Here is a 10705-nt window from a genome sequence, read left to right on the forward strand (position 1 = left end):
GAGGCACATCCGCAATACACGGCCGCCGCTCGGGAATCCCGTACGCCCTGCCGGGACGCGACGAAGCGAAGGGGCGAGCGAGCCATGGGGACGGACACCGTACAGGCGGCGGCGCGGCCCGTGTGGACCAAGCGGCACAGCCGCGCGGTCGCGGACTGGCTGACCACCACCGACCACAAGAAGATCGGCCATCTCTATCTGGCCACCTCGTTCGGCTTCTTCCTGATCGGCGGGGCCATGGCGCTGCTGATGCGCGCCGAGCTGGCCCGGCCGGGGCTCCAGATCGTGGACAACCAGCAGTTCAACGAGTTGTTCACGCTGCACGGCACAATCATGCTGCTGCTGTTCGCCACCCCGAGCTTCGCGGGCTTCGCCAACGAGCTGATGCCGCTCCAGATCGGCGCCCCGGACGTGGCCTTCCCCCGGCTGAACATGTTCTCGTACTGGCTGTTCCTGTTCGGCGGGCTGATCGTGCTGGGCTCGCTGCTGGTGCCGGACGGGCCGGCCGCCTTCGGCTGGTTCGCCTACGCGCCGCTCAACAGCATGGAGCACTCCCCCGGCGTCGGCCCCGACCTGTGGATCATGGGGCTGGCGCTCACCGGGTTCGGCACCATCCTCGGCGCGGTCAACTTCATCACCACGATCGTCGCGATGCGCGCCCCCGGCATGACGATGTTCCGGATGCCGGTCTTCACCTGGAACACCCTGTTCACGTCGATCCTGATCCTGCTGGCGTTCCCGGTGCTCGCGGCCTCGCTGCTGGTCCTGGAGGCCGACCGGCGGTTCGGCAGCCAGGTCTTCGAGGCGGCCAACGGGGGCGCGCTGCTGTGGCAGCACCTGTTCTGGTTCTTCGGCCATCCCGAGGTCTACATCATCGCGCTGCCGTTCTTCGGGATCATCACGGAGATCATCCCGGTCTTCAGCCGCAAGCCGATCTTCGGCTACCAGGCGCTGGTCGGCGCCACCATGGCGATCACCGGGCTGTCGATCGTGGTGTGGGCACACCACATGTTCGCCACCGGGGCGGTGCTGCTGCCGTTCTTCTCGTTCATGAGCTTCCTGATCGCGGTACCGACCGGGGTGAAGTTCTTCAACTGGACCGGCACGATGATCAGGGGCTCGCTCTCCTTCGAGACACCGATGCTGTGGGCCGTCGGCTTCCTCGCGACCTTCCTGTTCGGCGGGCTGACCGGGGTGATCCTGGCCTCGCCGCCGATGGACTTCCATGTCACCGACTCGTACTTCGTGGTCGCCCACTTCCATTACGTCGTCTTCGGCACGGTCGTCTTCGCGATCTTCGGCGGCTTCTACTTCTGGTGGCCCAAGTTCACCGGCCGGATGCTCGACGAGCGGCTGGGCAAACTGCACTTCTGGACGCTGTTCATCGGCTTCCACACCACTTTCCTGGTGCAGCACTGGCTGGGCGCGGAGGGCATGCCGCGCCGCTACTCCGACTACCTCGCCGCGGACGGCTTCACCGCGCTGAACATGGTGTCGTCCATCGGCGCGTTCCTGCTCGGCCTGTCCACCCTGCCGTTCCTCTACAACGTGTGGAAGACCGCCAAGTACGGCACCGAGGTCGGGGTGGACGACCCCTGGGGCTACGGCCGCTCCCTGGAGTGGGCGACCTCGTGCCCGCCGCCCCGGCACAACTTCACGGCGCTGCCGCGGATCCGCTCGGAGTCCCCGGCGTTCGATCTGCACCATCCGCGGTTCTCGGCCGAGCGTCTGACCCGGCTCGCCGGAGAGCACGGGTCATCCGGTCCCGGGCCGTCCTGAGCGCCTCGGTCAGCTCCACCGGCTCCAGCACCTCGAACTCCAGGCCCAGCAGCACCACATGGATCACCATCACGTCGACGCCGCCAGCGCCGGTGCGCAGGATGCAGGTGGACTCGGTCTCCGCCTCCAGCGTCCCGGTGGTCGGTGAGATGTGCTGGGCCGCCTCCGCGAGCGGCACCAGCAGCCGGACGACCGCCTGGGCGGCGTAGACGTGCGTGGAGACGCCCTGGGAGACATAGGCGGCCAGGTCGTCGGCGGGCGGCTCGCGCGGGACGAAGCGGGGCCCGTGCGGCGGTGCCGGGGTGATCCGGTCGACACGGAAGGTGCGCCAGTCGGCGCGGTCCAGGTCCCAGGCGACCAGGTACCAGCGCCGCTCGCTGCACACCAGCCGGTGCGGCTCCACACTGCGGCGGGTGGCGGCGCCCTCGTGGTCCCGGTACGCGAACCGCAGTTGCTCGGCGTCCCGGCACAGCCCGGCCAGTTCGCTCAGCAGCGAGGGGTCCACGGCGTCGGCGCGTTCGGCCCGCAGCATCGGCACGGTGTAGGCGGTGAGCGCGCCGACCCGGCGGCGCAGCCGGTGCGGCAGCACCTGCTCCAGTTTGGTGAGCGCCCGCACCGAGGTCTCGCCGATGCCCTCGATGCCCTGACCGGCGGCCGTGCGCAGCCCCACGGCGACGGCGATCGCCTCGTCGTCGTCCAGCAGCAGCGGCGGCAGTTCGGCGCCCACGCCGAGCTGATAGCCGCCGCCGGTGCCGGGGCTGGCGTGCACGGGGTAGCCGAGGGCCCGCAGCCGGTCCACGTCCCGGCGGACCGTGCGCGGGGTGACGGCCAGCCGCTCGGCCAGTTCGGCGCCGGACCACTCGCGGTGGGCCTGGAGCAGGGAGAGCAGCCGCAGCAGGCGGGCGGAGGTTTCGAGCATACGGCCGAGTCTGCCAGCGCCCACGGACACCCGGACTAGGCCGGGTGTCGGAGCCTCAGCATCGTCCCCGCCCTCAGCCGGTCCGGAGAAGGGCCCACGGTCTCCTTGTTGGCCTCGTGGAGCGCCCGCCAGCCGCCCTCGACGCCGTACTCGCGGGCCAGCGCGTACAGCGTGTCGCCGGGTTTCACGGTGTGCCAGCGGCCCGCGAGCCCGTACCGCTCCGAGCAGACCGGCCACGCCTTCCAGCCCTGCCGGGCCAGCACCTCCTGGGCGACGGCGATCTGTTCGTCCCGGGTCGCGAGATCCGCGCGCGGGGCGTACTCCAGGCCGCCGAACTCCTCCCAGGTCGACGGGCGGAACTGGAGCCCGCCGTAGAACCCGTTGCCGGTGTCGAGGTCCCAGACGCCGCCGCTCTCGCACGCGGCGACACAGCCCCAGGGCCACCGGTCCCCGGCGCAGTCGTCCGCGGCGCGGACGGGCGGGCCGAAGGACGGCGGCGGCGGTGCCGCGTGGGCGGTCGCGGGGGCGCCGGTGGCGAGCAGGGCCGCGGCGAGGGCGAGGGTGATCCGCTGGGTACGGGACATCGACCCAGGGTGGACAGCTTTCCGCAGCGGCCGTTCGAACCGGGGCCGACATGCCTCGGTCCCCACCCGATCGGGTGGATCGGGTGGGGACCGCTCCGAGCCCTCGGAGTCGTGAGGCGCCTCAGATGTCGAGGCGCTGGCCGGGCACGATCTCATCGGGGTCGTCGCCGATGACGGCCCGGTTGGCGGAGTGGATCCGCTGCCAGTCGGTGCCGTACCGGGCGGCGATGCCGCTGAGCGTGTCGCCCTCGCGGACGGTGTACGCGCCACGGGAGGAGCCGCGGTCCGTGTGCCCGGAGTCGCGGGCCGGTGTCTGCGCCGGACGCTCGGCCGGGGCCGACCCGGCGGAGTCACCGGAGTTCCCGGAGCCGGTGGAGCCTGTAGAGCCGGTGGAGTTGCCGGAGTCGCCCGTGCCGCCCGAGCCGGTCGCGGGGGCCGCCGGGGCGTCGCCGTAGGCACCCGCCTTGACCGAGCAGGTGGGCCAGGCGCCCCAGCCCTGGGCGCGCTGGACCTTGGTGGCGACGGAGATCTGCTGCGCCTTGGTGGCCCGGTCGGCGGTGGCGGCGTAGGCCGTGCCGCCGTACGCCCGCCAGGTGCTCGCGGAGAACTGGAGACCGCCGTAGTAGCCGTTCCCGGTGTTGATGTGCCAGTCGCCGCCGCTCTCGCATCGGGCGATACGGTCCCACACCCCGCCGTCCGCCGCCGCGGCACCGCCGGTGGCGGCCAGCAGTCCGAGCGGGGCGAGCAGCGCCGCACCGGCGAGGGCCGCCGTCGTACGGTGCTTGCGGGCGTTGCCACGGTGGGTATCGGCACAGTCGGACATGTAGATCCCTCTCCACGAGCCCGGGGTCCCCGGACGGGGCCCGGCTGCCGCGCGGGGACGCGGTCGTCGGGCTCCGTCCCGTCCGCCGAGGGGCCTGCGAAAGTGCCGGGTGGTGCGGTGGCGGACGTGACCGGGCGGTGCTCGGTGCACACGGCGGAGGAATGTACGGAGGACGGCGAGCGGGAGGCAATCAACTCCCCGTCGTGCCAGGCCAGTTGAAGGTTACCGCTGGTAGCGACCTTTTCCGGACACCCATTTCTTCCGCTGATGTCGCGACATGTTCACCCTCCCCGCCGTAAACCTGTGACTCACCTCACCGGGGCAAGTGCCCTGCTCCTCCCTCCGCTTGACTATGAGTGTCCGATTCCGCGCCCCGGGTGACCGAGTGCGTCGGATCACGGGGTTCCGTTCGCTCTTGCGCGTGACTCCCGCCACAGGTCGCCCGTTGTCTTCTTCATGAGCCCGGGATCACCCGGACCCATGGGCCGGGAGCCCCCCGGCCCCGACCGACGCACCGCATCCCGAGGGAGCCACCCGTGCCGCGCATGCTCGACGTCAGCGACGAGGTTCGCGCCGAGATCGGCGACGAAGAAGCCGACCGGCTGCTCGCCGGAGACAACGCCCCGGGCAGTTACGACTGCACGTCCTGCCGCACCCCGGGCGACTCCGAGCACGAGCGCACCAGCACCGTCCTGTTCATCGGCGACGAGACCGCCGTCCTCGCCTTCGCCCACGCCACGTGTCTGCCCTCGCAGGTCGTGCAGGTGACCGAGGAGCAGCTCCAGGGTGCCGTGAAGTCCATCAGCGGCGACGCGGCCGACCTGGAGCCGGACAAGGTCACGCCCGAGCAGGCGGTGCTCGGGGTGACCAGCGGACTCGTGCTGATCGCCGGGGAGTTGCACCCCGCCCTGGTCGTGGAGCCGACCGGCCCCATCGCGCGGCCCGGCTCCACCGCCGTCGGGGACGACTTCCTGCCGCTCCTGATCGAGCAGGGCTTCCTGCCGCAGACCCAGCTGGAGGCCGCGCCGTCGGTGCTGCACGGCTGGTCGGTGCTGCTGGCGGTGGGGCAGCTGCACGCGATCCTCCAGCCCGGCCCCGGCGGCGCCCAGCCGGTGGCCTGGTGGCAGGCCCACCAGCCGCTCCAGGTCACCGAGGGCTGGCGGGCGGCGGCCAACAAGCACCAGCAGGTGCTGATGTTCGCCGCGCCGGTGGGGTCGATCGGCCGGCAGCCGCGCGAGGACCTCCTGCGGGACGCCCTCGACAAGGCCGCCGCCAACGGGAAGCTGGTCGCCGCCGCACTGCCCCTCGCGGGTACCTGAGCACGTACCGCGCCACCCCGCTCGGACACCGGACACGCGATCGCTCGCGGGCACCGAGCACCTGATCGGGGGCGCGTCGAGGAGCGCGGAGCGGCTGAGGCTCTCGCCGGGGCCGCTCACGCGGCTCCCGCGCCCCTTTGAACCGGACAACAAACCGCATCTCTTCATCATTCGGGTCGTTTGCTCATACGTGCACGCATACGACCTCCCCCAGCGCCCGTCCTACGCGTCGATGTCCTCCGGGCGGTACGGGCCGGACAGTTCCGGTGGGTTCTCGGCCACACCGATCTTCGACGCGCTCTACGCCGAGTACGGCAAATCCTTCCGCACCCTGCCGGGCGACCGGAGCGGCGAGGAGGAGCTGGGGTTCACCGCCTTCGGGACCCTGCCCCGCGGCTCCGGCTCGTTCGGCGGTTCGTTCGGCAACTCCTTCAGCAGTTCCTTCAGCAGCTCGTACAGCGCCTACAGCGCGGGCGCGAGCAGTGCCAGGAGCGGCGGTGAACAGCAGTCGCAGTGGCAGCGCGTCGGAGAGGTCGGGACGTACGGAACGATGCACCACATCCCGGCGGCGCTCCCACCCGCCCCCCGCCGGGGCGTATGACACGACGTGAGGGCGGCCTCCCCCGGGGGAGGCCGCCCTCACGCTGTGCAAGTCCGACTGCTACTTCTTCTTCGTGCCGCGCTTCTCGCGGACCCGCACGGAGATATGGATCGGCGTCCCCTCGAAGCTGAACTCCTCACGCAGCCGGCGCTCGATGAAGCGCCGGTAGCCCGCCTCGATGAAGCCGGAGGCGAAGAGCACGAACCGGGGCGGCTTGGTGCCGGCCTGGGTGCCGAAGAGGATACGGGGCTGCTTGCCGCCGCGGACCGGGTGCGGATGGGCGGAGACCAGTTCGCCGAGGAAGGCGTTGAGCCGACCGGTCGGGACCCGGGTCTCCCAGCCGGCGAGGGCCGTCTCGATCGCCGGGACCAGCTTCTCCATGTGGCGGCCGGTGCGCGCGGAGACATTGACGCGGGGCGCCCAGGCGATCTGGCCCAGCTCCGTCTCGATCTCCCGCTCCAGATAGAAGCGGCGCTCCTCGTCCAGCGTGTCCCACTTGTTGAAGGCCAGCACCATCGCGCGTCCGGCCTCCACGGCCATCGTCACGATGCGCTGGTCCTGCACGGAGATGCTCTCCGAGGCGTCGATCAGGACGACCGCCACCTCGGCCTTCTCGACGGCGGCGGCGGTGCGCAGCGAGGCGTAGTAGTCGGCGCCCTGCTGGAGGTGGACCCGCTTGCGGATACCGGCGGTGTCCACGAACTTCCAGGTGACCCCGCCGAGTTCGATCAGCTCGTCCACCGGGTCACGGGTGGTGCCCGCCACCTCGTTGACGACGACGCGCTCCTCCCCGGCCACCTTGTTGAGCAGCGAGGACTTGCCGACGTTGGGGCGGCCGATGAGGGCGATCCGGCGCGGGCCGCCGACCCCGCCGCCGAAGGTCTGCGCGGGCGCGGTCGGCAGCACCTCCAGGACGGCGTCGAGCATGTCGCCGGTGCCCCGGCCGTGCAGCGCGGAGACGGGGTGGGGTTCGCCGAGGCCCAGGGACCACAGGTACGCGGCGTCGGCCTCGCCGCTCTGGCCGTCCACCTTGTTGGCGCAGAGCACCACGGGCTTGCCGGCCTTGCGCAGCAGCCGTACGACCGCCTCGTCGGTGTCGGTGGCGCCGACCTTGGCGTCGACCACGAAGACCACGGCGTCGGACGCCTCGATCGCGTACTCGGCCTGGGCCGCGACGGAGGCGTCGATCCCGAGGACGTCCTGCTCCCAGCCGCCGGTGTCGACCACCTTGAAGCGGCGCCCGGCCCACTCGGCCTCATACGTGACCCGGTCCCGGGTGACCCCCGGCTTGTCCTCCACGACGGCCTCGCGGCGGCCGATGATCCGGTTCACCAGGGTCGACTTGCCGACATTGGGGCGGCCGACGACGGCCAGCCGGGGCAGCGGGCCGTGCCCGGCCGCCTCGATCGCGCCCTCGACGTCGTCGGCGTCGAAGCCCTCTTCCGCGGCGAGCTCCATGAACTCCGCGTACTCGGCGTCGCCAAGCGCTCCGTGGTCGTGCTCGTCCGGCGAGCCCGCGGAGTGGATGTCGTCGTTCATGAAGTCCGTACCTCGTTCATCGTGGTGATCGTGGAGCGGCCCGCCGGGTTTCCGGCCGGGGTCGGTCCACTACTCAGTGTCGCTCAGCGCCCGGTCAGGCGCCTGGCGTTTTCCAGGTGGGCGGTGAGCTGCTTCTGGATCCGCCCGGTGGCGTCGTCCAGCGCCTTGCGGGTGCGCCGTCCGCTGCCGTCCCCGGCGTCGAAGGGGTCGCCGAACACGACGTCGATCCGGCTGCGCAGCGGCGGCAGCGCCTTGACGAGCCGTCCCTGGCGGTCGGTGCTGCCCAGGACGGCGACCGGGACGATCAGGGCGCCGGTGCGCACCGCGAAGTAGGCGAGCCCGGACCGCAGCGCGGCGAAGTCGCCCTCACCGCGGGTGCCCTCGGGGAAGATCCCGAGCACTCCGCCCTGCTCCAGGACGCCGAGCGCGTGGGTGATCGCGGTGCGGTCGGTGCCGTGCCGGTCCACCTTCAACTGGCCGATGCCGGTGAGGAAGGGGTCGAGCGGGCCAACGAACGCCTCTTTCTTGATCAGGAAGTGGGCGGGTCGGGGCGCGACGCCCATCACCATCGGGCCGTCGACGGCGTGCGAGTGGTTCACGGCGAGGATGACCGGCCCGGAGGCGGGCACCCGCCAGGCGCCCAGCACCCGCGGCCGGAACAGCCCGTACATCAGGGGTACGCCGATCCGGCGTCCGATCTCGGCCCGGCGCGCCGAGGGCACCTCGTTCATTTCCCGGCCCGCTTCTCCTCGACCAGGGTGATCACGCACTCGATGACCTGCTGAAGCGTCAGCTCAGTGGTGTCCACCTCGATCGCGTCCCCCGCCTTGGCCAGCGGGGAGGTGCGGCGCCCGGAGTCGGCCGCGTCCCGCTTGATCAGCGCCGCGCGGGTGGCATCGACGTCGGCGCCCTTCAGCTCACCGCTGCGGCGGGCAGCACGCGCCTCGGCCGACGCGGTGAGGAAGACCTTGAGGTCGGCGTCCGGCAGCACGGTGGTCCCGATGTCGCGGCCCTCGACCACGATCCCGCCCTCGGCCCCGGCGGCGATGGACCGCTGCAGTTCGGTGATCCGCGTCCGCACCTCGGGCACCGCGCTGACCGCGCTGACCTTGGACGTCACGTCCTGGGTACGGATCGGGCCGGCGACGTCGACGCCGTCGACCTCGATGGTCGGGTCGGCCGGGTCCACCCCGGACACGATCTCCGGCTTGCCCGCCGCCGCCGCGACGGCCGCCGGGTCGGCCACGTCGATCCCGTTGCTCACCATCCACCAGGTGATCGCCCGGTACTGAGCGCCGGTGTCCAGGTACCGCAGCCCCAGCCGGGCGGCGACGGCCTTGGACGTGCTCGACTTGCCCGTGCCGGAGGGACCGTCGATGGCGACAATCACGGGCGGCTGGGCGGCGCCGTTTTCCACGGAGGGACACCTTCCTGGTGCGGTGCATCGGGATGAGGGCGAGAGGACGCCCCGCACAAGGTTACTGCGTACGACCGGCCCCTCGTCCCCGCGCCCGCCCAGCCCGTCCGGCACGCTCCCGGGCACGGCCCGGCACCACCCACGGGCGCTCCCGGCACCGTCACTGCCGGACGGACCAGCCCCGCTCCCGCAGGTAGGCGCCCAGCACCGGAACCTCCCCCGGCTCCACGGACAACTGCACCAGTCCCGCCTGCTGCCCCGTCGCATGCTCGATGCGTACGTCCTCGATGTTGACCCCCGCCCGTCCCGCGTCGGCGAAGATCCGCGCCAGTTGTCCCGGCTGGTCGTCGATGAGCACGGCCACGACCTCGTACACCCGCGGGGCGGACCCGTGCTTGCCGGGCACCCGCACCTGTCCGGCGTTCCCGCGCCGCAGCATGCCCTCGATGCCGGTGACGCCCTCGCGCCGCTTGTCGAGGTCGGCGGACTGGAGCGAGCGCAGGGCGCGGACGGTCTCGTCCAGGTCGGCGGAGACATCGGTGAGGAGGTCGGCGACCGGTCCGGGGTTGGCGGAGAGGATGTCGATCCACATCCCGGGGTCGGAGGCGGCGATCCGGGTCACATCGCGGATGCCCTGTCCGCAGAGCCGTACGGCGGCCTCCTCGGCGTGCTCCAGGCGGGCGGCGACCATGCTGGAGACCAGGTGCGGCATGTGGGAGACGAGGGCGACGGCCCGGTCGTGGGCGTCGGCGTCCATGACGACCGGCACGGCACGGCAGTGGGAGACCAGTTCGAGGGCGAGGTTCAGCACCTCGGTGTCGGTGTCGCGGGTCGGGGTGAGCACCCAGGGGCGGCCCTCGAAGAGTTCGGCGCTCGCGGCGAGCGGCCCGGACCGTTCCCGGCCGGACATGGGGTGGGTGCCGAGGTAGGGGGTGAGGTCCAGGCCCTGGGCCTCCAGTTCCCGGCGCGGTCCGCCCTTGACGCTGGCCACGTCGAGGTAGCCGCGGGCGACGCCCCGGCGCATGGCGTCGGCGAGCACGCCGGCCACATGGGCGGGCGGCGCGGCGACCACCGCGAGGTCGACGGGTCCCTCCGGTGCCGCCTCGGTCCCGGCGCCGAGCGCGACGGCGGTGCGGGCCTGCTCGGGGTCGTGGTCGGCCAGATGGACGGTGACGCCACGCTGGACCAGGGCCAGGGCGACGGAGGTGCCGATCAGGCCGGTGCCGATGACGAGGGCGGTTCTCACTGGGCGTAGTCCTTGGGAGGGGCGGTGGAGGGAGGTGGGGGGGCGGTGGAGGGGCGGTAGAGGGGCGGTGGAGGGAGGTGAGGGGCGGTAGAGGGGCGGCGGAGGGGCCGGGCGGCCGGGGAAGCCGCGTCCGTCCAGCGTAGTCAGCCACCCCGGCCCCGCTCGACGACGCCCGCCCCGTGAGACACGGCGGCGCACGGCATGGGCGGGGGCGGGGGGGTGCGGTGCGGTACGGGCGGGGACGCGGGCGCGGGCGGGGCATGGGCGGGGGTGCGGGTGCGGCATGGGCGGGAGTGCGGGCGACGCACGGGCGAGGACGCGGGCGCCGCAGGCGCAGGGGCGCGGGGGTCGCGCCGGTCAAGGCGTGGGGACGTGGGCGCCGCGCCGGTCAAGGCGTGGGGACGTGGGCGCCGCGCCGGTCAAGGCGTGGGGACGTGGGCGCCGCGCCGGTCAAGGCGTGGGGACGTGGGCGCCGCGC

Annotated in this window: 9 protein-coding genes and 1 pseudogene; 3 read left to right on the plus strand and 7 right to left on the minus strand. The window is 72.5% G+C overall.

The window, feature by feature from the left end; all coding sequences use genetic code 11:
• Positions 1-84: 84 nt before the first annotated feature.
• Positions 85-1767, plus strand: a pseudogene (gene ctaD, locus ACIQNG_RS23160) (cytochrome c oxidase subunit I); the annotation flags it as partial.
• On the opposite strand, the gene ACIQNG_RS23165 reads toward ctaD, so the two are convergent.
• From ACIQNG_RS23165 to ACIQNG_RS23175, 3 genes are all read right to left on the minus strand, one after another.
• The gene (locus ACIQNG_RS23165; protein WP_401487425.1) at positions 1655-2698 is read right to left on the minus strand and encodes a helix-turn-helix transcriptional regulator; all 1044 of its coding nucleotides are present in this window, start codon (positions 2696-2698) and stop codon (positions 1655-1657) included. The pseudogene ctaD and the gene ACIQNG_RS23165 sit on opposite strands and share 113 nt — an antisense overlap.
• 35 nt (positions 2699-2733) lie before the next feature.
• On the minus strand, positions 2734-3282 hold the full coding sequence (locus tag ACIQNG_RS23170; RefSeq protein ID WP_401487427.1) for a transglycosylase family protein: 549 nt from the start codon (positions 3280-3282) through the stop codon (positions 2734-2736).
• Between the two features lie 121 nt (positions 3283-3403).
• A complete protein-coding gene (locus ACIQNG_RS23175; protein WP_401487429.1) occupies positions 3404-4105 on the minus strand; it encodes a transglycosylase family protein in 702 nt (233 codons plus the stop codon).
• Between the two features lie 536 nt (positions 4106-4641).
• On the opposite strand from ACIQNG_RS23175, the gene ACIQNG_RS23180 reads away from it, so the two are divergent.
• Together ACIQNG_RS23180 and ACIQNG_RS23185 are read left to right on the plus strand one after the other, a co-directional pair.
• Positions 4642-5424, plus strand: a complete 783-nt coding sequence (locus ACIQNG_RS23180; RefSeq protein ID WP_401428785.1) for a hypothetical protein — start codon at positions 4642-4644, stop codon at positions 5422-5424.
• A 190-nt stretch (positions 5425-5614) separates the two neighbouring features.
• Positions 5615-6025 carry a hypothetical protein gene (locus ACIQNG_RS23185; protein WP_401487432.1) on the plus strand — a complete coding sequence of 137 codons (411 nt, stop codon included), beginning with the start codon at positions 5615-5617 and terminating at the stop codon, positions 6023-6025.
• Between the two features lie 60 nt (positions 6026-6085).
• Here ACIQNG_RS23185 and der read toward each other — a convergent pair whose 3' ends face one another.
• From der to ACIQNG_RS23205, 4 genes are all read right to left on the minus strand, one after another.
• Entirely contained in the window at positions 6086-7564 is a 1479-nt protein-coding gene (der, locus tag ACIQNG_RS23190; RefSeq protein WP_401487434.1) for a ribosome biogenesis GTPase Der, read from the minus strand.
• A gap of 83 nt (positions 7565-7647) precedes the next feature.
• Positions 7648-8295, minus strand: a complete 648-nt coding sequence (locus ACIQNG_RS23195) for a lysophospholipid acyltransferase family protein (RefSeq protein ID WP_401487436.1) — start codon at positions 8293-8295, stop codon at positions 7648-7650.
• The gene (gene cmk, locus ACIQNG_RS23200) at positions 8292-8981 is read right to left on the minus strand and encodes a (d)CMP kinase (RefSeq protein ID WP_401487438.1); all 690 of its coding nucleotides are present in this window, start codon (positions 8979-8981) and stop codon (positions 8292-8294) included. Before cmk ends, ACIQNG_RS23195 begins: the two co-directional genes overlap by 4 nt.
• 160 nt (positions 8982-9141) lie before the next feature.
• On the minus strand, positions 9142-10227 hold the full coding sequence (locus tag ACIQNG_RS23205; protein ID WP_401428775.1) for a prephenate dehydrogenase: 1086 nt from the start codon (positions 10225-10227) through the stop codon (positions 9142-9144).
• Positions 10228-10705: the final 478 nt, after the last annotated feature.

The sequence above is a fragment of the Streptomyces sp. NPDC091377 genome (assembly GCF_044757045.1).
Taxonomy (GTDB): Bacteria; Actinomycetota; Actinomycetes; order Streptomycetales; family Streptomycetaceae; genus Streptomyces.

What these genes read in the sequence shown, in the direction of transcription:
- ACIQNG_RS23165 (WP_401487425.1), bottom strand. Translation starts at nt 2,698, where the DNA reads ATGCTCGAAACCTCCGCCCGCCTGCTGCGGCTGCTCTCCCTGCTCCAG.
- ACIQNG_RS23170 (WP_401487427.1), bottom strand. Translation starts at nt 3,282, where the DNA reads ATGTCCCGTACCCAGCGGATCACCCTCGCCCTCGCCGCGGCCCTGCTC.
- ACIQNG_RS23175 (WP_401487429.1), bottom strand. Translation starts at nt 4,105, where the DNA reads ATGTCCGACTGTGCCGATACCCACCGTGGCAACGCCCGCAAGCACCGT.
- der (WP_401487434.1), bottom strand. Translation starts at nt 7,564, where the DNA reads ATGAACGACGACATCCACTCCGCGGGCTCGCCGGACGAGCACGACCAC.
- ACIQNG_RS23195 (WP_401487436.1), bottom strand. Translation starts at nt 8,295, where the DNA reads ATGAACGAGGTGCCCTCGGCGCGCCGGGCCGAGATCGGACGCCGGATC.